Here is a 22,286-nt window from a genome sequence, read left to right on the forward strand (position 1 = left end):
ACCCTTGAATGCGGTAGCCTTGGGAGAAACGGGCGAGATGGCCAAAACAATCTACAAGATCGTTCCGGCAAGTCTGTGGCAAAAAACCAGGGAGACCGGGATTTTCGAGGGCGCCGCGATCGACCTCGCTGACGGCTTCATCCATTTCTCCACCGCCGCCCAGGCGCGGGAAACAGCGGCCCGTCATTTCGCCGGGCAGAGCGATCTTCTCCTCATCGCCGTTGATGGCGGCTCCCTCGGCGAAAAACTCGTCTACGAGCCATCGCGCGGTGGCGATCTCTTCCCGCACCTTTATGCCACCCTGCCGCTGTTCGCCGTGCTGTGGGAAAAGCCCCTGCCGCTTGGCCCCGACGGCACCCACCAGTTTCCGGAGATGCCCCTCTGATGTCGCTGCTTTCGACCCTTGGCCGCAAGGGCCTCTTCCTATTCGACCCGGAAACCGCGCACGGAATGTCGATTGCCGCGCTGAAGACCGGCATCGTGCCCGCCTGCCCGGCCAAGGCCGATCCGCGCCTCGCACAGACCATTGCTGGCCTCACCTTTCCCAACCCGATCGGCATGGCCGCCGGCTATGACAAGAATGCCGAAGTGCCCGAAGCCCTGCTGCGGCTCGGTTTCGGCTTCACGGAAATCGGCACGGTCACGCCCCGCGCCCAGGAGGGAAATCCGAAGCCGCGCATCTTCCGCCTGGTGGAAGACGACGCCGTCATCAACCGCCTCGGCTTCAGCAATGCCGGCCATGCGGCAGCGCTCGAACGCCTGAAGGCCTGCCAGCGCGATGCGCTGATCGGCGTCAATATCGGCGCCAACAAGGACAGTACCGACCGCGTCGCCGACTATGTCGCCGGCATCCGCACCTTCTACGACGTCGCCCGCTACTTCACCGCCAACATCTCCTCGCCCAACACGCCGGGCCTGCGCGACCTGCAGGCGAAGGATAGCCTGCATGCGCTGCTTTCCGCGGTGCTGGCCGCCCGCGCCGAGGAAGCGACCCGCAGCGGACGCCAGGTGCCGGTCTTCCTGAAGATCGCACCGGACTTGACGGAGGATGGCCTCGACGACATCGCCGAAGTCGCCCTTGCCCATCCGCTCGACGGCCTGATCGTCTCCAACACGACGCTGTCGCGCGCCGGCCTGCGCAATACCAGCCATGCCGGCGAGGCAGGCGGTCTTTCCGGCAAGCCGCTCTTCGAAAAATCGACGGTCGTGCTCGCCAAGATGCGCAGGCGCGTCGGCGAAAACCTGCCGATCATCGGCGTCGGCGGCGTCTCCTCGGCCGAGACGGCGGCGGAAAAGATCCGCGCCGGTGCGGACCTCGTGCAGCTCTATTCCTGCATGGTCTATGCCGGCCCCACCCTGCCGGGCGAGATCGTGAACGGTCTCTCGCGCCTTTGTGATCGCGAACAGATCGCCTCGATTTCCGCGCTGCGCGGCACGCGCACTGGCCATTGGGCGGACCGTCCCCTCTGATCACAAGGGAACCAAAGGCCGCCGTGCGGGTTCCTTTCTCGCGGGTGGAGTGTTCGGCAAAAGCCGATTCGCATCGACGGTAGCCTGCACCGATCCCGCCTCAAACGGCCGAAAAGGCCGGGAAGGGACGATAGGATGGATGATCACGACGAACGGATCCGGCAAAGAGCCCACGACATCTGGGAAGAGGAAGGTCGCCCGGAAGGCCGGGAATATTCGCATTGGCTGCGCGCCCGTGCGGAAATTCAGGAAGAGGACGGCGAGGCAATCGGCCTTGCGCAGCGCCGGGACCAGCCTTCGGGCCAGGCCATGGAACGCACGAGCAAGGCCGACATAGCCCTCAACGCGCTTCCACCCGGAACCGTGCCGGAAAATCCGACGGCAGAAAATCCCGACCGTATCGTCCGGCTGAAGCCGGGACAGGTGAAAAAGCCGCTGGATGCGCGGGATATCGACGCCCAGCTTGACGAACCGTTCTGAACGGCCAGGGTCGGAGCCTAGCTCCGGCCCGTCTCGGAAAACTGCTGCGCCGTCAGCGCCGGCACGCGAAGAGCAAGAAAAACTCCTCGGAACGCCAAAAACAGATTGAGCGCCAGCCAGAGCCCGTGATTGCCGAAGAGCGGCACGAAAAGGGCGAGTGCCACCAGATAGCCGGCAAAGGCTGCCAGCATCATGTTGCGCATGGCCGACGACCAGGTCGCGCCGATGAACACGCCATCCATCTGGAAGGCCAGCGCCCCGGTAATCGCCGTCAGTGCCGCCCAGGGCAGGTATTTTGCCGCCTCCGTCCTGACGCTTTCCGTTGTCGTCAGCAGGCCGATCACGTCCGCGCCGAACACAAGGAACAAGGCCGTCGTGATCGCGCCGAGCCCGAACGACCAAAACATGGTGAGCTTCACGGCGCGGTCGAAAGCCGGCCGGAAATTCGCACCGAACGCCCGGCCGACAAGTTGCTCCGCCGCATTGGCGAGGCCGTCGAGATAATAGCCGGCAACAAGGAAGATGTTCATCAGCACCGCATTGGCGGCAAGCACCAGCGGCCCCATGGACGAACCGATGCGGGTCATGATGGCGAAGGCGCCGATCAGCACGAAGGTGCGGATCATGATATCCCGGTTGAGCGAAAACAGCGCCCGCAGCCGGTCGCGCGAGAAGATCTCGGCCCGGGCGGGACGATGGGCGCGGTCGAAGCGCGACACGACGATGAGCAGGCCTGCCAGCATGCCGATCGTCTCGCCGGCAAAGGTGCCCCAGGCGATGCCGGCAATGCCCCAGCCTAGCCCGAGGCCAAGCCCAATCGACAGCACGATGTTGATGCCGTTGATGATCGCCTGCAGCAGCAGCCCCGTCATGCCCTGCCCGCGCCCCAGCACGAAGCCGAGCAGCGCATAGTTGGCGAGCGCCATGGGGGCGGACAGCACGCGGATCGTGAAATAGGTCGATGTCACGTCCGCCACGCCCGGCGACGGCGCCATCAGGACGAGCCCGGCCGACAAAAGCAATGGCGAGAGCAGCGTAATGGCAAGCCCGCAACAGAGCGCGATGATGAGCGAGCGCCAATAGACCGCCTGTTCCTCGCGCCGGTCGCCGCGGCCGAAAGCCTGTGCAACGAGCCCGGTGGTGGAGGCCCGCAGGAAATTGAAGCTGCCAAGCAGAAGATCGAAGATCACCGCACCGATGGCCAGGCCGGCAAGGGCGTCCGCCGAGCCGAGCCGGCCGGCAACCGCGGTATCCGTGAGCCCGATCAGCGGCGTCGTCAGGAAGCCGAGCGTCATGGGAATGGCGATCGCCAGCACCAGCCGATGCGTCACCTCGAAGGGGCCTGCCCCCTCGTTCTCGCCTGCTGCCGTAGCGCTCATGCCCTGCCCTCTACTTGGCGCTCATCAGGATCGGCGTCACCGGCACGAGGCGGAGCGCACGGACCATGGAGGCCGTGAGCATCTTGTACTTCTGAAAATGCGGCGTGGCGAGATGGGCCTGATACGCGTTTTCATCGGCATAGACTTCCAGCAGCCGGATCTTCTCCGGCGCTTCGAAGAGCGCCACCGCGTGCAGCATCAGGACGCCCGGTTCGAGGCGAACGGAAGCCTCGATCTCTTCCGCAAGCAAGGCGTTGTACGCGTCGAGTTGAGCGGGATCGATCTCGAGTTCGGCAATCCGGACAATCCGCTGATCTCGACCTCGCTCCACGCGTCCCTCTCTTGGCTATGAATATGGGCAAACTCAGCCCGACAGCACCATCGCCCAATAAGGCCGGTTGCCGGTTGCCGGATTGGAAACGACCGCAACGCCGAGACCCCGGAAGCGCGTCCCAAGCATGTTTTCCAGATGTTTTGGCGACCGGTACCAAGCATCGAAAGCGTCCGTCGCGTTATCCTGTCCGGCGGCGATGTTTTCCGCAGCCGGCAGCGCCACCTCCATGCCCTTCATGCGTTTGGCGAAGTTCGCGCCGAAGCCGATATTGTGCTCCATCTTGCCGGCAGAGGCCATCCGGCTCGCCTGGTCCATCGCCGCCTGCTGCGCCGCTTTGTCGATGACGAGCGCCGGCACGCCGCGATCGGCCCTGAGCTTGTTGACAAGCGCAAGCGAGGCCGGCGTCTGGTCGCTTCCGGTGCCGGCCGACGGGCTCAAAACGCCGGTGGTGGAGCAGCCCGCAGCAAGCGCTGCGACGGTCGCCGCGGAAGCGGCAAGCAAGGATCGGCGGGAAAACAGCATGTTCAACGACGGTAGCTGAAGAGACGGATGAGAATGAAGACCGGGATGACGATGACGGCGCCAAGCAGCAGGTAATCGCCGAGACGACCGAGCGTCTTGAAGCCGGTGTTCCAGAGATCGAGGAAGAAATCGCGCACGGCAAACAGAATGTCATCCGGATAGAGCCCGAAGATCGACATCAGGAAGCCGACGGCCACCGACAGGATCAGGAGCTTGATGAGCACGCGCAGGGGGCTATCGCCCAGAAACCCGTTCACGCCATTCGACATCCGCTGATTCTCCAAAAACTCGTATTCCTTCAGATAAGCGGTCAGCCCCTCTACCGCAAGCAAAGGCGGCGCCCTGAGAATTCGCTTGCCTTTTGCCGCGGCCCTGCCATGTAGCTGCGCCAGCTTCCCCATTTTCGAGCACCCATGACGAGCCCGCATTTCTCCTCCGGCGATCTCATCGCCGACCGCCGCGCCGACTACGCCCGCATGTTTGCGGAATCGGGCGAGTTCGCGGAGGCGCACGAGGTCATGGAACAGGCGCTCGAACAGGTGCCGACCTGGGCCGCCGGCTGGTTCCGGCTCGCCGAATATGCCGAAAAATCAGGCCGCAAGGAGGCGGCGACCCTCGCACTCGAAAAAGTCGTGGCTCTCGACCCGACCGACATTTTCGGCGCTGGCCTGAAACTCGCCGTGCTCGGCGCGAAAGATGCACCCGCCACGCCCCCGAGTTCCTATGTCGAACGCCTCTTCGACGACTACGCCGACCGCTTCGACACGGCCCTCGTCGAGCGGCTGGACTATACCGTGCCGCAGACGCTGGCCCGGCTCGTGCGCAAACATGCGGGTGAAAACGCCCATTTCGACCTCGTCTCGGATATCGGCTGCGGCACCGGCCTGTTCGGCGCAGAAATCCGCGCCCATGCCGGCCGCCTCGAAGGCTTCGACCTTTCCGCCGGCATGCTGGCCAAGGCACAGGACAAAGCGGTCTACGACCGTCTGGCACAGGCCGACCTGTCACTCCCGGCAAAAATAAGCGGCCTGTTCGCCGATGACGCGGGGCAAGCGCGCGCCGACCTCGTCAGCGCCGCCGACGTGCTGATGTATCTCGGCGATCTGGCGGAGGTTTTCCCGAGTGCTGCGCTCCTCACCAAACCTGGTGGTCTCTTCGCCTTTTCGGTCGAGGATGGCGGTGAAGCCGATGCCCCTTTGCTGCGCCCGTCGCTGCGGTATGCGCATCCGGAAACCTTCATCCGCCGGCGGATGGCGGAAACCGGTTTTGATTTCGTCGCGCTCGAAAAAAGCGTCATCCGGCGCGATGCCGGTCAGCCGGTGCACGGTCTGCTCTTCCTCGCGCGGCGGCAGGGATAGGCTTGCACGGACGGCGCGACCCGATACAACACACAGACCACCGGAGATCAGGCATGGACGTTGATAAGCGGCGTTTCGGCTTCTGGAACCCCACCCCGACCCGCCATACCCCGCTGGAAGATGCGCAAGGCCTCTTCGCCAGCAGTATGATCGCCGCCCTCGGCCTTGCCTTGATGAGCAGCGCCGGGCTGGTGGCGAGCGGCACGGCCGGCGTCGCCTTCATCCTGCACTATCTCACCGGCTACAGCTTCGGCCTGTTCTACACCGTCGTGAATATCCCCTTCTACGTGCTGGCGCTGAAGCGCCTCGGCTGGGCCTTCACGATCAAGACGATCATCGCCGTCTCCCTCACCTCCGCCATCACCGAGCTGCAGCCGCATTTCGTGCGCATCGAGAGCATCGATCCGATGTGGACGGCGGTGCTGGCCGGCATCCTGCTCGGTTTCGGCCTGCTCGGCCTCTACCGTCACCGCGCCAGCCTCGGCGGGGTCGGCGTGCTCGCGGTCTATCTGCAGGAGCGCTTCGGCATCCGCGCCGGCCTCGTGCAGCTCGCCTTCGACCTTTTCGTGCTGGTCGCCGCCTTCCTGGTCGCCCCGCCCTTCATCGTGCTCTGCTCGGTCGTCGGCGCCGTGGTGTTGAACCTCTTCCTCACCGTCAACCACCGCGCCGACCGCTATATCGCCATGTGACGGCCCTGAGAGATGAAGACCTTTGGCCGCCTCCTGCTGTCCGCCGTGCTGTCGTTTGTAACCAGCCTGATCGTGGCCGGACTGTTTCTGCCGGTCTATGGCATCTTCGAAGGTGGGCCATACAATTGCCTGAACGACGGCGTTGCGACGTGCCTTTCCGGCATTCCGTTGAGCGCGCTGATTTACGGGCCGCTGTTTTCCATCGCGGGCACCGTGATCGGCACGCCGATTTTCATGGTGATCCTCGCGTTTCGCGACTGACCGCCGTCGCTCCGTCAGCATGGGCTTGCGGCCGTCAGCTATTTTTCGGGCGACTGCTTCACATTCCCCCGGCGACGACTAGCTTAGCCCGGTGAGCATCATCGATTCTGCCGCCGGCCTCCACCTCCTTCCCTCCCCCTTCGCCGACTGGTTTGCGGCCAAGGGCTGGCAGCCGCGCGCGCACCAGATGGAGCTTTTGGCCCGCGCGACGGCCGGCGAGAGCCTGCTGCTGATTGCTCCCACCGGCGCCGGCAAGACGCTGGCGGGCTTCCTCCCTGCCCTGACCGACCTGACGCGCCGCGGAAAAATCCCGCCCGGCAGCGCCTTCACCGGCGTCCACACGCTGTATATCTCGCCGCTCAAGGCACTTGCCGTCGATATCGAACGCAACCTGATGAAGCCCGTTTCGGACATGGGCCTGCCGATCTCCGTCGAGACCCGCACCGGCGACACGCCACAGGCCAAGCGCCAGCGGCAGCGGCTCAATCCGCCCGACATCCTGCTGACGACGCCAGAACAGGTCGCCCTCCTCATCGCCAACGGCGAGGCGGAGCGCTTCTTCAAAGACCTGAAATACGTGATCTTCGACGAGCTGCATTCGCTCGCCACCTCCAAGCGTGGCCATCTGCTGTCGCTCGGCCTCGCAAGGCTGCGCCGCCTCGCGCCGGACCTTCGCACCATCGGGCTTTCCGCCACCGTCGCCGAGCCGATGGATCTGCGCCGCTGGCTTGTCGCACAGTCGCCGGACAGGGAAAACCACGCCGGTCTCGTCACGGCACCGGGTGGGGCAAAGCCGATCATCACCATCCTCAAGAGCGAGGAGCGCGTGCCGTGGTCCGGCCATCAGGCGAAATACGCCATGCCGGAGGTTTATGAGGCAATCAAGGCGCACCGCACCGCACTGCTCTTTGTCAACACGCGCAGCCAGGCGGAAATCCTCTTTCAGGCACTCTGGAGCATCAATGAGGACACGTTGCCGATTGCGCTGCACCACGGCTCGCTTGATGTCGGCCAGCGCCGCAAGGTGGAGGCCGCCATGGCGGAAAACCGGCTACGCGCCGTCGTCGCCACCTCGACGCTCGACCTCGGCATCGACTGGGGCGACGTCGACCTCGTCATCCATGTCGGCGCGCCGAAGGGAGCTTCGCGGCTGGCCCAGCGCATCGGCCGCGCCAACCACCGCATGGACGAGCCGAGCCGCGCCATCCTCGTTCCCGCCAACCGTTTCGAGGTGATGGAGTGCCAGGCGGCGCTCGACGCCAACTATCTCGGCGCGCAGGACACGCCGCCGGTCGGCGAGGGTACGCTCGACGTGCTCGCCCAGCACGTGCTCGGCATGGCCTGTGCTGCGCCGTTCGACGAGGATGCGCTCTTTGCCGAGGTCATCTCCGCCTCGCCCTATACAAGGCTTGCCCGCGAAAAATTCGGCCGCATCGTGCAATTCGTCGCCACCGGTGGCTATGCACTGAAAACCTACGAACGCTACGCCCGCATCCGCAAGACGATCGACGGGCTCTGGCGCATCTCCAACCCGCAAGTCGCGCAGCAATACCGCCTCAACCTCGGCACGATCGTCGAAATGCCGATGCTGAACGTGCGCATGGTCAAGCGCGGCGCGCGCGGCGCCGTCGGCCGCGGCGGCGCGTCGCTTGGCAAGGTGGAGGAATATTTCCTCGAAATGTTGGCGCCCGGCGACACGTTCCTGTTTTCCGGCAAGGTGCTGCGCTTCGAGGGCATCCGCGAGAACGAATGCCTCGTTTCCCAGGCCTTCTCGCTCGACCCGAAGGTGCCCGCCTATGCCGGCGGCAAATTCCCGCTCTCGACCTATCTCGCCGATCAGGTGCGCTCGATGCTGGACGACCCGCAGCGCTGGGGCGCGCTGCCCGAACAGGTGCGCGACTGGCTTGCCCTGCAACGCGACGTTTCCGCGCTGCCGAAGCGCGACGAGTTGCTGATCGAAACCTTTCCGCGCGGCAGCCGGCACTACATGGTCGCCTATCCGTTCGAGGGGCGGCTGGCGCACCAGACCCTCGGCATGCTGCTCACGCGCCGGCTGGAGCGCGCCGGCCGCCGGCCGCTCGGCTTCGTCGCCACCGACTATTCGCTCGCCGTCTGGGCGCTCGACGATCTCGGCTATTCGTTCGCCGTCGAACGCCCGTCGCTGGAAAACCTCTTCGACGAGGACATGCTGGGCGACGATCTGGAGGCCTGGCTCGACGAAAGTTTCATGCTGAAGCGCACCTTCCGCAATTGCGCCGTGATTGCCGGTTTGATCGAGCAGCGCCATCCGGGCAAGGAAAAGACCGGGCGGCAGGTCACCGTCTCCGCCGACCTGATCTACGACGTGCTGCGCAGCCACGAGCCGGACCACATCCTGCTCGAAGCGACGCGCAACGATGCAGCGGCCGGGCTTTTGGATATTCAGCGATTGGGCGATATGCTGATGCGAATCAAAGGCCACATCACGCATCGGCGGCTCGACCGCATTTCGCCGCTCGCCGTGCCGATCATGCTGGAAATCGGCAAGGAGCCGGTGGCAGGCGAGGCGCAGGATTCGCTGCTGGCGGAAGCGGCAGACGACCTGATCGCCGAGGCGATGGGCGAGACACAGATTTAGGAATAGAACGCGCATGCAGAGGCTGGCTCTGGCATCGATTGACATACAGGATTTCGGCGCCGTCTCGGCGCGCACCGTCGTCGCCGGCGTCGAGGCCGTGTGCGATCCGCTCGGCGCGCTCTACTTGCCGGAAACCCGACTGCTCGTCGTCTCCGATCTGCATCTCGAAAAGGGCGCCGCCTTCGCGCGCCGGGGCATGATGCTGCCGCCCTACGACACGCTCGCGACGCTCAAGGTGCTGGAAGCCGTCATCACCCGGCACGATCCGGCCATCGTCGTCAGCCTCGGCGACAATTTTCACGACCGCGTCGGCTCGGCCCATCTGCCGGATGTCTTCCGCAGCAAGATCGCGGAACTGGCGCGCGGGCGCGACTGGATCTGGATCAACGGCAACCACGATCCGGATGGCACGGTGGATCTGCCCGGCCAATCGGCCGATGAGCTGCACTATGCCGGCCTCGCCTTCCGCCATGAGCCATCGCTGATTTCCCCCGCCGGCGAGATCGCCGGACATCTGCATCCTGCCGCCACCGTCATCCGCCGCGAGAAGGCGGTGCGCCGCCCCTGTTTCGCGACGGACGGGCGGCGGCTGCTGATGCCCGCCTTCGGCCTCATGACCGGCGGCCTCGACCTGCGCCACAAGGCGATGACCGGCCTCTTCAACCGGCCAAGCCTCGTCGCCCACATGCTCGGCCGTGACCGCATCTATTCGGTGCGGTTCGCCAACCTGATCGGCTGAGGCGTCGCCGTTTAGCTTTTCACCAGCCGCAGGATCGTCGACTCGCCACCGCGCTGCTCCGTCACAGCAAACACCGTGCCGTCCGGCGCGACCTTCACGTCGCGAATGCGGGCGTCGAGCGGCACCCGCTCCTCGCGCGCCACCTTGTCGCCCTCCATATGCAGCACGACGAGGCCCTGGCTGACGAGGCCACCGATCAGGAAAGCGCCCTTCCATTCGGGGATGGCGTCGCCGTTGTAGAAGGCCATGCCTGAGGGGCCGATCACCGGATCCCAGTAATAGGCCGGCTGCTCGGTGCCCTGTAGCGTGGTGATGCCCTCGCCGACCGGGCCGCCGCTATATTCGATACCGTAGGTCACCTTCGGCCAGCCGTAGTTCTTGCCCGCTTCCGGGCGGTTCAGCTCGTCGCCACCCTTCGGCCCATGTTCGACGGTCCACAGTCGTCCCTGACCATCGAGCGTCGCGGCTTGCAGGTTGCGGTGGCCATAGCTCCAGATTTCCGGCAGCGCGCCTTCCTGCTTGGCGAAGGGATTGTCCGATAGCGCCTTGCCCTCCGCATCGATACGGAAAACTTTGCCGAAGCCGCTGCCGAGATCCTGCGCGCCGACGCGCGTCTCCCGGTCCGAGCGCTCGCCGACCGTGACATAGAGCTGTCCCTCCGGCCCGAAGATCAGCCGCGAGCCAAAATGTTTGTCGCCGTCATAGGTCGGCATCTGCTGGAAGATGACCTTCACGTCCTGGAGCGCCAGCTTGCCCTCCTCCTCGGTCAGCCGCGCCGAGGCGACCGACGTGCCGTTGCCGCCCTCGCGCGGCTCGGAGAAGGAGAAATAGATGCGGCTCGAACTTTCGAAATCGGGCGCCAGCGCCACGTCGAGCAAACCACCCTGCCCCTCGGACATCACCGCCGGCACGCCCTCGATCGGCGGGCTCGCCTCGCCGTTTTCCTGCGAGACGACATGCATGGCGCCGCCCTTGGTCGTCACCAGAATGCGGCCGTCCGGCAGGAATTCCATGGACCAGAGATGCGGCAGGCCATCCGCCACGACATCGACGCTAATCTGCGGCACGACATCAGGAAGGGCCGCACGCGTCTGGTTTTCAAAGGCCGGCGTCTGGTCCGGTGCATTGGCATTTTCGGTTTCGGCCGTCTTTGCCGTCTGGGCGAAAGCGGGAGCAGCCAGAAGCGTGGCGGCGAGCATGGTTCCGGCGAGACATGTGTTCGTGCGCATGTGGGTTCCCTTGTTCGATCGCAAACGAGACGGCGGGTTGCGCGTCACAACCCGCCTTAGCGCCGCAAAGGGTCAACACCGAGATTTGTTTCAACACATCTCTTCAAGAAATGTTTATCAGGCGCTCGCCGGCGCATAGCGTGCGAGAATTGCACCGTTCGACAACGGCTTGGCCTCGACGAGGTCGAAATCGCGCCGGTCGCCTTCCTTGAAGAAGGGCGTGCCCTTGCCGAGCTGCACCGGCACGATCGCCAGCATCACCTCGTCGACGAGCCCGGCCTTCAACAGCGAATCCGTCAGGTCGGCACTGCCGAAGACATAGATCGTCTTGTCGAGCGCTTGCTTGCGCTTCGCGAGTTCACCGACAATGTCGGCCGTCACTTCCGTGTTGTTCCAGTCGGACGAGGTGACCGTGCGCGAGGCAACAAGCTTCGGCAGGGCATTCATGTATGCCTTTACCTCGCCCTCGTCCTCCGCCGTCGTCCAATAGACCTTCATGCCTTCATAGGTCACGCGGCCGAAGACGAGCAGGCCGGCGGATCTGCCGAAGTCGCTGCTGAGCTTTTCCAGTTCCGGCCCCCAGGCGCGGTTGTGGAAGTCGAGGTCCCATTTCTTCTCACCCTCGAAGAAGCCGTCGAGCGTCACGAGGTTCCAGACGATTAGCTTTGCCATCTGCATGTCCTCCGTTGCGGGCGCATGCCACGCCACCTCTAACCAGTTGCGATTTGCAACTGGTTGATGAATAGCAAAACCGCTTGTATTCTGCAAGCGGTTTTGGAGATTATGATGAAAGACACCCACCGTTCCGGCTGCCCGATCAACCTGACGCTGGAAATCCTCGGCGACCGCTGGAGCCTGATCATCCTGCGCGACATGATGTTCGGCAACCGCCGCCATTTCCGTGAACTGCTGACGAAATCGGAGGAAGGCATAGCCTCCAATATCCTGGCGGACCGGCTGCGGCGGCTTGTCGACGAAGGCCTGATCAGCAAGGCGGATGATCCGAGCCACAAGCAGAAGGCACTCTACAGCCTGACGGAAATGGGTGTCGCGCTGGTGCCGGTCTTCGCCATGATGGGCGCCTGGGGCCGGCGCTTCCTGCCGGTGACGGAGGACCTGTCGATCCGTGCCGAACTGCTGGAGGATGGCGGGCCGGCCATGTGGGACGCCTTCATGGAGGAGCTGCGCGCCATCCATCTGGGCACGCCGCCACCCGCCCGCTCGGTCTTCAGCGAGTTGCAGGCCGCCTATGAGGCGACCGTGGCCGGAATGCGGGCGCAGGCCGCGGGCTGATCAATCCTTGCGGTAGACGACGCTGGCGAGCCAGCCCGTGACAAGGGCGAGGAAGACGGAAAACGCGCCGTAGGCCAGCGAGTTGTTGTAGGCGGCATTGGAGATCATCTGCTCGATGCCGGTCTTCATCACCCTGAGCGGCAACGCCTTTTCGGCAATGAACACGCCGTCGCGGAACAGATGCGCGCGCACGACATGGGTGCCGTTCGGCACGCTTGCCGGCAGTTTCACCGTCGCCTTGAACAGGCTGGCGCTGATGAACTGCACGCCGCCCGGATCCTTCTGGTAGAACCCGCCGCTCTCCTTCAGTCTGCGGAAAGCGTCGCGGAATTCGGTGAGATTGCTGCCGTCGCCGAGATAGCCGACCGGCGACAGGCGGATATGCTGGATGCCGACACCCACGCCGTTCAGCATGGCAGGCTCGGCGATCGTCTCGACATCGCGCGTGCTCGACAGTGAATAGGATTCCGGCACCAGTTCGAAGGTCATCGAGCGGCGGTTGACCCAGATGCCGAAGACGCGCTCCTTCACGCGCACCGTATTGTTGTCCTTCGGTCCTTCGAGCGCCACGACGATGTCGTATTTGCCCTGGGTCAGCAGGGCGGGATCATAGCTTTCGATCGCGCCGAAGATCGTCAGGTCGGCGCCGCGGAAATCCGAGGAGATGGCGATCTCGTCCGTCGAAATGCCGATTTCGAGCTTTTCGGGAAACTCCACCGGCCTGTCTTCCAGCACCTGGGCGGCGGCGGGAAAGGCGAGACCAAGCGCCAGCAGAAGGGCGGGGATCGCTCTCATCGATAGACCCCCTCGCTGACCACGGAATAGAGATCCCGCGGCGTGACGACGAGATCTATCGCAAGGCGGGCGCCGACGGCGAGAACCAGCAGCGCCAGCAGCGCGCGCAACTGTTCGCCGCGCAGCCGCTGGCCGACCCGCACGCCATATTGCGCGCCGATCACGCCCGCCACCATCAGGATGAAGGCCAGCACGATATCGACCGAATAGTTGGTCGTCGCCTGCACGACGGTCGTATAAGCGGTGACGAAGATGATCTGGAACAGCGAGGTGCCGACAACCACATTGGTCGGAATGCGCAAGAGATAGATCATCGCCGGCACCATGATGAAGCCGCCGCCGACACCCATGATGGAGGTCAGGATGCCAATGCCGAAGCCGAGGCCCACCACCGGAATGACGCTGAGATAGATCTTCGACTTCTTGAAACGCATCTTCAGCGGCAGGCGGTGCACCCAGCTGTGCTGGCCGGGGCGGCGCAGCGAGACCGGCTGGTTGGTGGCCGCGCGGCGCAGCGCCCGGATGCTTTCCAGCAGCATCAGCGTGCCAACCGTGCCGAGCAGCACGACATAGAGCAGCGAAATGACGAGATCGAGCTGGCCGACGCTGCGCAACAGCGCGAAGATCCATATGCCAACGGTGGCACCCGCAAGGCCGCCCGCAAGCAGCACGGTGCCGAGCTTGATGTCGAGCGTGCCGCGCCGGAAATGCGAGAGCGCGCCCGAGACCGACGAGGCGACGACCTGGTTGGCGCCCGTCGCCACGGCAACGATCGGCGGGATGTTGTAGAAGATCAGAAGCGGCGTGATCAGGAAGCCGCCGCCCACCCCGAACATGCCGGACAGGAAACCGACGGCCGCGCCCATGCCGAGAATGATGAAGATATTCACCGAGAGCTCTGCAATGGGCAGATATACAGTCACAACAATACCCCGATCGGCAATTTTTCCCGCACGCGCGGACTTATTCTCGCAGTCGCATTCACCTTCATTGCCTCCCGACGAGGCACCTCATCGGCAAGCTGCGGATGCACGGAAGCGCCGCGCCGCGGGAAGGGAGGCCCCCTCCATCGGCCGGTCGCGCCTTGCATCGCGCAAGGATCGGTCAATCGGCGCCGCCAATGCGGCGCGCCGTTGCCACCCTCTAGGATAAGACGTCTGACGGACGCGTATCATCTTGGGGCGACACATAATTTTTCTACTGCATAATTCCCGTAATCAGGGCCGATTTAAGGATAAGACGTGCAGCGCATACAAAATGCCACAGCGACCTTTGCGTATCATTAACGACACGCGGTGCTGTGGGGAGCGTCATGCCCGTGGGGGGTATGGTCAGGTCAACCGGAGGGCCGCTTTCGCGGCTCCCCGGCGCTTGAACGTCAGCTCGGCTGCTTGTTGCGCTTCAGCAATTCCGTCACCAGCGCATCATCGATCTCGCCGGTTTCCTTCTGGCCCACCGACTTCTGGAAGGACTTGATGGCGGCGACCGTCTTCTTGCCCATCGCGCCGTCGGGTGTGCCGGCGTTGAAGCCGTTGTTGTTGAGGATCGCCTGGATGTTGCGGATCGCCTTTTTCATGTCGACGCTGGCGGTCTTCGTCGGCTTGCCGACCCATTCGTCCGGCAGGTCGGCGGAGTTGGTCTTCTCGTCGAGCGGCTGCGGCTTCCAAAGCTCCATCTTCGCCTTGGCGCTCGTCAGCTGTTCCGGCCGCATGGCATTCGCCACTTCGTCGCGCTTTTCCGCGGCGTCCTTGTCACCGTCGCGGGCGGCGATGGCGAACCACTTGTAGGATTCTTCCAGGTCCTGCTTCACGCCGTTGCCGCGCGCATAGAGGATCGCCAGATTGAACTGGCTGTCGCGGACACCGAGTTCGGATGCCTTCTGGAACCATTTTGCCGCACCGTCGAAGTCTGGCTGCGCCGTGCCGATGCCGGTCGCGAGCAGAACCGCGAGGTTGTGCATGGCGCTCGCATTGCCCTTGTTGGCGGCGATTTCGTACAGTTCACGGGCGCGGGCAAGGTCCCGCTCGACGCCCTGGCCCTTTTCATAAAGGTTGGCGAGACGATATTCCGCCGGTGCAAAGCCACGGGCGGCGGACAGCTCGTACCAGCGGGCTGCCTCCGCAAGATCCATCGCCACGCCGCGGCCTTCCGTATAGCGCGCGCCGATCTCAAACAGTGCCAGCGCATCGCCTTCGGTCGCCGCCTTGGAGAGCGAGGCCGGGGTGATGACGTCCGGAACGACGATCGCCGCCGTCTGGGTCTGGTTGACCGGTGCGGTCTCGGCAGCAGCGCCGGTGTCCTTGGTGTCCGCAAGCGGCTCGGCTTCCGGCGTCGTGACCGGCTCGAAACCTGCCGTCGCATTGCCGTCGGTCGTGGCCGGAGCCGTCAGGGCGTCGGAGCCGGTTGCCGAGGTATGTGTCGGCGGCGTCTCGATGACAGGATCCGTCTCCGTGCTTTGCTGCGTCTCGGTGCCGGAAAGGCCGCGCTCGTCCGCGCCCTCGGCAGGGGTCGGATCGGTCACCGCCTCTTCGCCGGCAACCGGTGCAGCGGCGGTGTTGGCGGTCACGGCTTCGCCCGAGCCGGTCGTGGTTTCGACCGGTGCGGTCTCGTTCGTGTCGATCACGGTCTGCTCGACGACAACAGGAGCCTCGTCGCCCGTCACCAGCGTGCTGACCAGCGGATAGGACATGATCGCCAGAAGCACGGCGCCGACGGCAAGCAGGATCGGCCGGCGGTGACGCGACAGGGCGGAGGCCGGCTTTTCGCCCTTCGCCACCTTGTCGTCCTTCTTGGCCGGGGCAACGCGGGAAATCGCGTCGGTTTCCTCGGCGGCAACCTTTGCGGCACGGCGGGCGGCGGCGATCTGCTGGGCTGCCTTGTCGCCATCGACGCCCGTTGTCGGACGATTGCCCGAGGCCTGACCGGCGCGCACGCGCTCCAGGATACGGCGGACGTCAGGCACGCCGGAGCCCGGCTCCAGCAACTGGTTCGCTTCTTCCGGCGCCAGCTCGTCGGTGGGATCGATCGAGGGTGTCGGATCGATCTGGCGGCGCTCGGTTGGTGGCGTGGCGTCCTTGCGGCCCGGCACGAGGCGGCGCTTCAGGCCGGCCAGCAGGCCGACCTTGGGCTGGGCGCCGGCGGGCTGGTCCTTCGCAAGGCCGGCTGCCTCTTCCACGACGGTCTCTTCCAGCTCCGGGCGCTCCGGCACGGGGATGTTCTCGACCTCGATCTCGGCGTAGCGGCTTTCCTCGCGCGGCTCCTCGACTTCGGCCTGGCGGGTCTCGCGCGAGCCGAAGCCGTCGTCGTCAAAAGGGTAGTCGTTACCGTACGCGTTGGTGGCGGACTCGGCGGCGCGGCCGAAATCCATGGCCGGCATGTCGGCGCGTGGCATTTCTGCACGCGGGAGCGCGGTCTCACGGCGGCCGAAGGTTTCGCGCGGCGCATCGAGCTGTTCCAGGCGGCCCGCGATCTGCACCAGCGTGTCGTGCAGGGCATCGAAGGTGCGGGCGGTGCGGTCCTCGCTCGAGCGGGTCAGCTCTTCCAGCGCGCGCAGGTCGTCGGCAAGGCCGGCGATCGCGTCCATGTCAGTCGAGGCGGATGCCGCGGGGCCGGCATGGCGATAGGCTTCCATCACCGCTTCGGCGGCCTGGCGGGCGGCCTCGACGATATATTCGTCATTGGTCGCCATGTAGTCCTCGATCGTCGCCAGACGGCTCTCGAACTCGTTGGGCATGGCGGCGACCGTGGAAGACGGCGTGCTGATCAGCGTGGACAGATGGGCGATCTGCGCCTCGAGGCCGCGCAACGCTTCCTGGTCGCCGGCAGGCGCGACGCGGGTCGCATCCAGCCGATCGGCGATGGCCGAGAGCCGGCCTTCGATATGCGAGAAGCGATCCTCCTGGAATGGCGAGCCGACCGGCGTGTCGAGGCCGTCGATGCGGCGAGCGAGTGCGTCCAGGCGTTCGGCCAGCTGGTCGTTGACGCTGCCCTGGTCGAGGGCGTCGATCTTGCGGGAAATGTCGGAGAGATAGAGAGCAAGGTCTTCGTTTTCGCGGACGGGAGCGGCCTGCTGGCTCTGTTCCAGCATCAGCGAAAGCTGCTCGATGCGCTCTTCGAGACGCAGCGCCGCACGCTCGTTCGACAGTTCCTCGATGCGGCCGGCGAGCGCATCCAGACGCAGGCCAAGGCCCTGTTCCTGCACGGGCGCCGGGCGGTGGGCGATCACGTCGAGCTGACCGGCAAGGTCGGCGATGCGGCTTTCGAGACGCTGCATCATGGGGTTGTCGGCGGCAGACGACTGCTGCATGCGGCCGGCGGCGGCAATCGCGCGGCTGATTTCGTCGAGGCGCGCATCCAGTCCTTCGAACTGCGTTGTGACGGCGGAAGCAAAACGGCTGTCTTCCGGCTTGGCCTGGCGCGCCAGCATGTCGATGGCGCGGGCAATGGTCTCCATCTTGCCTTCCAGCGCGTGGATCGCCGGCGTGGCGCTGACCGCGCCGATCTGGTTCTTCAATTCATCGAGCCGATAGGCAAGCGCCACCAGTTCGTCGTCGCGGGTCTGGTCGAAAGCCGAGAGCTTCTTTTCGACGCCCGTCCAGCGGTCTTCCATGCGGCGAACCGAATCCTCGCGGGCAAGCCCGTCGAGCACGGAACGCAGTTCGTCGAACTCGACGCGCAGCCCTTCCGTCTGGCCAGACTGGCGGCCGAGCTGGTTGATGCCGGTGGAGAGCCTGAGCAGCTCCTCGCGCAGGTCATCATTGTTGCCGCGGCCTTCGGCCGTCTGGCGGATGCCGCGGATTTCCGAGCGCAGCGACTGCATCTCGCGCTCCAGCCCGTCGGCAATGTCCTTCTTCAGGTCCTGGCGCAGCGAAACGAGCGCCTTGGCAATGTCCTCGACGGACCCTTCGGCGCGGGCGGGCGCGGCAGCCTGGTGGCCGCCATAGGCGGCATGGGCCTGTTGGGCCGCAGCATAATGATCGCCGGAAACCGGGCGACGCTCGACACGCTGGGCGACACGATCACGACCGCCTTCGATGGCGCGCTGGCGCTGCATGATTTCGGAGACCGGGTCGTCCCGCAGCGGGATGGTGCGCGTGGGTTCGTAACGCGCCTGTTCGCCGCGCGGCGCAAGACGCTCCTCACCGCGGCCGCGTGTGTCGCGACCGGTCGCCATCAGTCCCTCGATGCGGGCCTCGAGCCCTTCGATCGTGCGATTGAGCGCATCCAGCGAGGATCTTTCGCCTGGGCGTTGCGGGTTTCGCGATCCGTTCATCTTTCGCCTCACTTTGGCGGCCGTCCGGCCTGCCGGGAGATACCCTTGAAGGCACTGCCGCCCGGCTGCGCCCTTAATTCCATTTCGGCGGGAGGTTTCTTGACCGCCGTCAAACACCGCATGCGCAGTGGGGAAACAGCATCGTCCCTGTCTAATCCGGACCTGCCGCCCGGGGTTCACAGGGGGAAACGAATGATTCCCGATCCCACGCCCTCAAGCGCCACAATTCATGAAACGTGGTAAACAAGGGGTTAACCGCCCCGGAATTTTTTTAACGATTTGCTCATAGAATGCTCTTTGGAGGGAAAGACGACCGGTTGCGGCACAGCCGCGGTCGTCGATGGGAGGCATATCCAGCGCGGTCGCGCGCACCGCCCACCTCACAGTCCATTCGCCCCAAGGAAAAATTCGCGGCCGTTTGCGTTTTGACGTTTACGCAAACGTCAAAGTTTTATAGTATCCCGCTCCAAGGACCGGACTCATGTCCGCGGGATAGGTGAGGAACGCGAAAAATGCCGATCTACAAGGCCCCTGTGAATGACACGCTTTTCATCCTGAACGACGTTCTGGCGCTGGAGCGGTACAACAACCTGCCCGGCTTCGCCGACGCGACGGGCGACATGGTGGAGGCAATTGCCGGCGAGGCCGCGAAGGTCGCCGAGGAAGTGCTGTTCCCGGTCAACCTTTCGGGTGACCAGGAAGGTTGCGTGCGCAACGACGACGCGACCGTGAAGACGCCGAAGGGTTTCAAGGAAGCCTACGACCTCTACCGCCAGGGCGGTTGGATGGGCCTCGCCGTGCCGGAAGAATTCGGCGGCCAGGGCCTGCCCTATGTGCTGCACACCGCCGTCGGCGAATACATGTCGTCTGCCAACATGGCGCTCACCATGTATCCGGGCCTGACGCAGGGCGCGATCGCCGCGATCCTCGTGCACGGCTCCGACGAACAGAAGGCCGCTTATCTGCCGAAGATGGTGGAAGGCACCTGGACCGGCACGATGAACCTGACGGAGCCCCATTGCGGCACCGACCTCGGCCTGCTGCGCACCAAGGCCGTGCCGCAGGGCGACGGTTCCTACAAGATTTCCGGCCAGAAGATCTTCATTTCCGCCGGCGACCACGACATGTCGGAGAACATCGTGCATCTGGTGCTCGCCCGCATTGAGGGCGCACCGGAGGGCGTGAAGGGTATTTCGCTTTTCATCGTGCCGAAGTTCCTGCTCAAGGACGACGGTACGCCGGGCGACAAGAACGGCGTCTCGTGCGGCGCGATCGAACACAAGATGGGCATCCACGGCAACGCCACCTGCGTCATGAACTATGACGAAGCGAAGGGCTTCCTCATCGGCGCGGAGAACAAGGGCCTCAACGCCATGTTCGTCATGATGAACGAGGCCCGTCTCGGCGTCGGCCTGCAGGGCCTGTCGATTGCCGAGGTCGCCTACCAGAACGCCGCCAGCTATGCCCGCGAGCGCCTGCAGGGCCGCTCGCTTTCCGGCGTCAAGAACCCGGGCGGCAAGGCCGATCCGCTGATCGTGCACCCGGACATCCGTCGCACGCTGATGACCATCAGGGCCTGGACCGAGGGCGGTCGTGCCTTCACGCTGTGGACCGCGCTGAAATCCGACATCGCCCACCGCGCCACGGACGAAAAGGAACGCCAGGACGCCGACGACATCCTCGGCTTGATGACGCCGATCCTCAAGGGCGTCTTGACCGACAAGGGATTCGACCACGCCGTCATGGCCCAGCAGGTTTTTGGTGGCCACGGCTATATCGAAGAACATGGCATGAGCCAGTATGTGCGTGATGCGCGCATCGCCATGATCTATGAAGGCGCGAACGGCATTCAGGCCCTCGACCTCGTCGGCCGCAAGCTCGGCATGAATGGCGGCCGCGCCGTCATGGCCCTCTTCAAGGAAATCGGCGATTTCTGCGAGGAGAACCGCAATGACGAAAAGCTCTCCGCTTTCACCAAGAGCCTCAAGAAGGGCTTGAACGACCTGCAGGCCGGAACCATGTGGTTCATGCAGAACGCCATGGCCAAGCCCGACAATGCCGGCGCCGGCTCGACCGATTACATGCACCTCTTCGGCCTCGTCGTCATCGGCTACATGTGGGCCAAGATCGCCAAGGCGGCCGAGGAAGGCCTTGCAAACGGTGCGGGCGAGCGTGAGGATTTCCTGAAGAACAAGCTCACCACGGCAAAGTTCTTCATGGAGCGCCTGATGCCGGAAACCGCTCTGCGCAAGACCCGCATCGAGGCCGGTGCGGACACGACGATGGAACTGGCGGCAGAGGCGTTCTGAAGCACAAGTAAGCCGCATCTTCGGGGGGAGAAATGGCAACGAAAGCTGATCTGACTGATTGGGTGGTCGAAGCTCTTAAAGCCAACAATGGCACGGCTTCGATCCTCTTCGTCGCACAACACATTTGGTCGCACCACGAAAAGGAACTTCGCGAAAGCGAACTGTTCTATTCATGGCAATATGACATGCGATGGGCGGCGACCGAGTTGAGAAAGAAGGGACGGCTTGTCTCTGCCGAAGATGATCGGCGAGGCAAGTGGACCTTAAAGTGAATTTCGGGTGCGCCTGCACCGATAGCGACCGAATGGCCGCAGTGAGGAGAAACTGAAATGACCGACGTCTTCATCTACGATCATGTGCGCACCCCGCGCGGGCGCGGCAAGAAGGACGGTTCGCTGCACGAAGTGCCGTCCGTCCGTCTCGCCGCCAAGGTTTTGGAAGCGGTGCGCGACCGCAACGGGCTCGATACGACAAAGGTTGACGACATCGTCATGGGCTGCGTCGATCCCGTCATGGATGCCGGCTCGGTCATCCCCAAGGCCGCTGCCTTCGAGGCCGGCTATTCGACCAAGGCGCCGGGCATCCAGCTGTCGCGCTTCTGCGCCTCCGGTCTCGATGCCGTGAACCTTGGTGCGGCGAAGATCGCCCAGGGTGCGGACGATATCGTCATCGCCGGTGGCGTCGAGAGCATGTCCCGCGTCGGCCTCGGCATGTCGGGCGGCTCGTGGTTCATGGACCCCTCGGTCAACTTCCCGGCCTACTTCATGCCGCAGGGTGTCTCGGCCGACCTGATCGCCACCAAATACGGTTTTTCCCGCGACGACGTCGACGCCTATGCCGTCGAGAGCCAGAAGCGCGCGGCGCACGCCTGGGAAAAGGGCTATTTCAAGAACGCCGTCGTGCCGGTGAAGGATATCAATGGCCTGACGATCCTCGCCCATGACGAGCACATGCGCCCCGGCACCGACATGCAGGCGCTCGCCTCGCTCAACCCTTCCTTCCAGATGCCCGGCGAAATGGGCGGCTTCGAAGCCGTCGCCATCCAGGCCCATCCGGAAATCGAAGGCATCAACTACGTGCACCACGCCGGCAACTCGTCGGGCATCGTCGACGGCGCCGCCGCCGTGCTGCTCGGTTCGAAGGAGGGCGGCAACATCCTCGGCAAGACGGCGCGCGGCCGCATCAAGGCCTTCGCCAATATCGGCTCCGATCCGGCGCTCATGCTCACGGGCCCGGTCGACGTCACGGAAAAACTGCTCGCCCGTGCCGGCATGCAGCTTTCCGACATCGACCTTTTCGAGCTCAACGAAGCCTTCGCCGCCGTGGTTCTGCGCTACATGCAGGCCTTCGACATCCCGCACGACAAGATCAACGTCAACGGCGGCGCCATCGCCATGGGCCATCCGCTCGGCGCGACCGGCGCGATGATCCTCGGCACCGTGCTCGACGAACTGGAGCGCCGCGACCTCAACACCGCCGTCGTCACGCTCTGCATCGGCGCCGGCATGGGTACGGCGACGATCATCGAACGGGTCTGAC

At 64.5% G+C, this 22,286-nt stretch carries 21 protein-coding genes; 12 read left to right on the plus strand and 9 right to left on the minus strand.

Features of this window, described 5'->3' with window-relative positions; all coding sequences use genetic code 11:
* Positions 1 to 37 precede the first annotated feature (37 nt).
* The 3 genes from GR138_RS05710 to GR138_RS05720 all read left to right on the plus strand — a co-directional run bounded on the left by GR138_RS05710 (position 38) and on the right by GR138_RS05720 (position 1,950).
* Complete coding sequence (locus tag GR138_RS05710; protein WP_160857658.1) at positions 38 to 385, plus strand: DUF952 domain-containing protein; 348 nt, start codon at positions 38 to 40, stop codon at positions 383 to 385.
* Positions 385 to 1,470: a quinone-dependent dihydroorotate dehydrogenase gene (locus tag GR138_RS05715; RefSeq protein WP_160857659.1), complete on the plus strand. Its 1,086-nt coding sequence runs from the start codon at positions 385 to 387 to the stop codon at positions 1,468 to 1,470. Before GR138_RS05710 ends, GR138_RS05715 begins: the two co-directional genes overlap by 1 nt.
* 135 nt (positions 1,471 to 1,605) lie before the next feature.
* Entirely contained in the window at positions 1,606 to 1,950 is a 345-nt protein-coding gene (locus GR138_RS05720; protein ID WP_160857660.1) for a DUF2934 domain-containing protein, read from the plus strand.
* Positions 1,951 to 1,967: 17 nt separating this feature from the next.
* On the opposite strand, the gene GR138_RS05725 is transcribed toward GR138_RS05720, so the two are convergent.
* The 4 genes from GR138_RS05725 to GR138_RS05740 are packed head-to-tail and all read right to left on the minus strand — an operon-like array spanning position 1,968 to position 4,454.
* Positions 1,968 to 3,329: an MATE family efflux transporter gene (locus GR138_RS05725; protein WP_160857661.1), complete on the minus strand. Its 1,362-nt coding sequence runs from the start codon at positions 3,327 to 3,329 to the stop codon at positions 1,968 to 1,970.
* A 10-nt stretch (positions 3,330 to 3,339) separates the two neighbouring features.
* Positions 3,340 to 3,660, minus strand: coding sequence for a putative quinol monooxygenase (locus GR138_RS05730; protein ID WP_338091041.1), 321 nt, complete (start codon positions 3,658 to 3,660; stop codon positions 3,340 to 3,342).
* A 33-nt stretch (positions 3,661 to 3,693) separates the two neighbouring features.
* Positions 3,694 to 4,185 (minus strand): CAP domain-containing protein, encoded by a 492-nt coding sequence (locus tag GR138_RS05735; RefSeq protein WP_160857662.1) that lies wholly within the window; start codon positions 4,183 to 4,185, stop codon positions 3,694 to 3,696.
* A 2-nt stretch (positions 4,186 to 4,187) separates the two neighbouring features.
* Positions 4,188 to 4,454, minus strand: coding sequence for a DUF6460 domain-containing protein (locus tag GR138_RS05740; protein ID WP_160857663.1), 267 nt, complete (start codon positions 4,452 to 4,454; stop codon positions 4,188 to 4,190).
* Between the two features lie 144 nt (positions 4,455 to 4,598).
* On the opposite strand from GR138_RS05740, the gene GR138_RS05745 reads away from it, so the two are divergent.
* The 5 genes from GR138_RS05745 (at position 4,599) to pdeM (ending at position 9,849) form a co-directional block, all read left to right on the plus strand.
* Positions 4,599 to 5,543, plus strand: coding sequence for a class I SAM-dependent methyltransferase (locus tag GR138_RS05745; protein ID WP_160857664.1), 945 nt, complete (start codon positions 4,599 to 4,601; stop codon positions 5,541 to 5,543).
* 53 nt (positions 5,544 to 5,596) lie between these two features.
* On the plus strand, positions 5,597 to 6,232 hold the full coding sequence (locus GR138_RS05750) for a DUF6198 family protein (protein WP_160857665.1): 636 nt from the start codon (positions 5,597 to 5,599) through the stop codon (positions 6,230 to 6,232).
* Positions 6,233 to 6,244: 12 nt separating this feature from the next.
* A complete protein-coding gene (locus tag GR138_RS05755) occupies positions 6,245 to 6,493 on the plus strand; it encodes a hypothetical protein (protein WP_160857666.1) in 249 nt (82 codons plus the stop codon).
* A 97-nt stretch (positions 6,494 to 6,590) separates the two neighbouring features.
* A complete protein-coding gene (locus GR138_RS05760) occupies positions 6,591 to 9,110 on the plus strand; it encodes a ligase-associated DNA damage response DEXH box helicase (RefSeq protein ID WP_160858065.1) in 2,520 nt (839 codons plus the stop codon).
* Between the two features lie 13 nt (positions 9,111 to 9,123).
* Positions 9,124 to 9,849, plus strand: a complete 726-nt coding sequence (pdeM, locus tag GR138_RS05765; protein ID WP_160857667.1) for a ligase-associated DNA damage response endonuclease PdeM — start codon at positions 9,124 to 9,126, stop codon at positions 9,847 to 9,849.
* An 11-nt stretch (positions 9,850 to 9,860) separates the two neighbouring features.
* On the opposite strand, the gene GR138_RS05770 is transcribed toward pdeM, so the two are convergent.
* On the minus strand, positions 9,861 to 11,078 hold the full coding sequence (locus GR138_RS05770; RefSeq protein WP_160857668.1) for a PQQ-dependent sugar dehydrogenase: 1,218 nt from the start codon (positions 11,076 to 11,078) through the stop codon (positions 9,861 to 9,863).
* 117 nt (positions 11,079 to 11,195) lie between these two features.
* Positions 11,196 to 11,750 carry a dihydrofolate reductase family protein gene (locus tag GR138_RS05775; RefSeq protein WP_160857669.1) on the minus strand — a complete coding sequence of 185 codons (555 nt, stop codon included), beginning with the start codon at positions 11,748 to 11,750 and terminating at the stop codon, positions 11,196 to 11,198.
* 114 nt (positions 11,751 to 11,864) lie between these two features.
* Between GR138_RS05775 and GR138_RS05780 the strand changes: the two genes are divergently transcribed.
* Positions 11,865 to 12,371: a winged helix-turn-helix transcriptional regulator gene (locus tag GR138_RS05780; RefSeq protein WP_160857670.1), complete on the plus strand. Its 507-nt coding sequence runs from the start codon at positions 11,865 to 11,867 to the stop codon at positions 12,369 to 12,371.
* Here GR138_RS05780 and GR138_RS05785 read toward each other — a convergent pair whose 3' ends face one another.
* The 3 genes from GR138_RS05785 to GR138_RS05795 form a co-directional block, all read right to left on the minus strand.
* The gene (locus GR138_RS05785) at positions 12,372 to 13,166 is read right to left on the minus strand and encodes a TIGR02186 family protein (RefSeq protein WP_160857671.1); all 795 of its coding nucleotides are present in this window, start codon (positions 13,164 to 13,166) and stop codon (positions 12,372 to 12,374) included.
* The gene (locus GR138_RS05790; protein ID WP_160857672.1) at positions 13,163 to 14,089 is read right to left on the minus strand and encodes a TSUP family transporter; all 927 of its coding nucleotides are present in this window, start codon (positions 14,087 to 14,089) and stop codon (positions 13,163 to 13,165) included. Before GR138_RS05790 ends, GR138_RS05785 begins: the two co-directional genes overlap by 4 nt.
* Positions 14,090 to 14,544: 455 nt before the next feature.
* Positions 14,545 to 18,438, minus strand: coding sequence for a peptidoglycan-binding protein (locus tag GR138_RS05795; RefSeq protein ID WP_160857673.1), 3,894 nt, complete (start codon positions 18,436 to 18,438; stop codon positions 14,545 to 14,547).
* 512 nt (positions 18,439 to 18,950) lie between these two features.
* Here GR138_RS05795 and GR138_RS05800 point away from each other — a divergent pair.
* The 3 genes from GR138_RS05800 to GR138_RS05810 are packed head-to-tail and all read left to right on the plus strand — an operon-like array spanning position 18,951 to position 22,285.
* Positions 18,951 to 20,747 (plus strand): acyl-CoA dehydrogenase C-terminal domain-containing protein, encoded by a 1,797-nt coding sequence (locus tag GR138_RS05800; RefSeq protein WP_160857674.1) that lies wholly within the window; start codon positions 18,951 to 18,953, stop codon positions 20,745 to 20,747.
* 32 nt (positions 20,748 to 20,779) lie between these two features.
* On the plus strand, positions 20,780 to 21,019 hold the full coding sequence (locus tag GR138_RS05805) for a hypothetical protein (protein ID WP_160857675.1): 240 nt from the start codon (positions 20,780 to 20,782) through the stop codon (positions 21,017 to 21,019).
* A 57-nt stretch (positions 21,020 to 21,076) separates the two neighbouring features.
* The gene (locus tag GR138_RS05810) at positions 21,077 to 22,285 is read left to right on the plus strand and encodes an acetyl-CoA C-acetyltransferase (RefSeq protein ID WP_160857676.1); all 1,209 of its coding nucleotides are present in this window, start codon (positions 21,077 to 21,079) and stop codon (positions 22,283 to 22,285) included.
* Position 22,286: the final 1 nt, after the last annotated feature.

This window comes from Shinella kummerowiae, assembly GCF_009827055.1.
GTDB classification, from domain to species: domain Bacteria; phylum Pseudomonadota; class Alphaproteobacteria; order Rhizobiales; family Rhizobiaceae; genus Shinella; species Shinella kummerowiae.

Coding starts and splice junctions, on each gene's coding strand:
- GR138_RS05710 (WP_160857658.1), top strand. CDS start 38: ATGGCCAAAACAATCTACAAGATCGTTCCGGCAAGTCTGTGGCAAAAA.
- GR138_RS05715 (WP_160857659.1), top strand. CDS start 385: ATGTCGCTGCTTTCGACCCTTGGCCGCAAGGGCCTCTTCCTATTCGAC.
- GR138_RS05720 (WP_160857660.1), top strand. CDS start 1,606: ATGGATGATCACGACGAACGGATCCGGCAAAGAGCCCACGACATCTGG.
- GR138_RS05725 (WP_160857661.1), bottom strand. CDS start 3,329: ATGAGCGCTACGGCAGCAGGCGAGAACGAGGGGGCAGGCCCCTTCGAG.
- GR138_RS05735 (WP_160857662.1), bottom strand. CDS start 4,185: ATGCTGTTTTCCCGCCGATCCTTGCTTGCCGCTTCCGCGGCGACCGTC.
- GR138_RS05740 (WP_160857663.1), bottom strand. CDS start 4,454: ATGTCGAATGGCGTGAACGGGTTTCTGGGCGATAGCCCCCTGCGCGTG.
- GR138_RS05745 (WP_160857664.1), top strand. CDS start 4,599: ATGACGAGCCCGCATTTCTCCTCCGGCGATCTCATCGCCGACCGCCGC.
- GR138_RS05750 (WP_160857665.1), top strand. CDS start 5,597: ATGGACGTTGATAAGCGGCGTTTCGGCTTCTGGAACCCCACCCCGACC.
- GR138_RS05755 (WP_160857666.1), top strand. CDS start 6,245: ATGAAGACCTTTGGCCGCCTCCTGCTGTCCGCCGTGCTGTCGTTTGTA.
- pdeM (WP_160857667.1), top strand. CDS start 9,124: ATGCAGAGGCTGGCTCTGGCATCGATTGACATACAGGATTTCGGCGCC.
- GR138_RS05770 (WP_160857668.1), bottom strand. CDS start 11,078: ATGCGCACGAACACATGTCTCGCCGGAACCATGCTCGCCGCCACGCTT.
- GR138_RS05775 (WP_160857669.1), bottom strand. CDS start 11,750: ATGGCAAAGCTAATCGTCTGGAACCTCGTGACGCTCGACGGCTTCTTC.
- GR138_RS05780 (WP_160857670.1), top strand. CDS start 11,865: ATGAAAGACACCCACCGTTCCGGCTGCCCGATCAACCTGACGCTGGAA.
- GR138_RS05785 (WP_160857671.1), bottom strand. CDS start 13,166: ATGAGAGCGATCCCCGCCCTTCTGCTGGCGCTTGGTCTCGCCTTTCCC.
- GR138_RS05795 (WP_160857673.1), bottom strand. CDS start 18,438: ATGAACGGATCGCGAAACCCGCAACGCCCAGGCGAAAGATCCTCGCTG.
- GR138_RS05800 (WP_160857674.1), top strand. CDS start 18,951: ATGCCGATCTACAAGGCCCCTGTGAATGACACGCTTTTCATCCTGAAC.
- GR138_RS05805 (WP_160857675.1), top strand. CDS start 20,780: ATGGCAACGAAAGCTGATCTGACTGATTGGGTGGTCGAAGCTCTTAAA.
- GR138_RS05810 (WP_160857676.1), top strand. CDS start 21,077: ATGACCGACGTCTTCATCTACGATCATGTGCGCACCCCGCGCGGGCGC.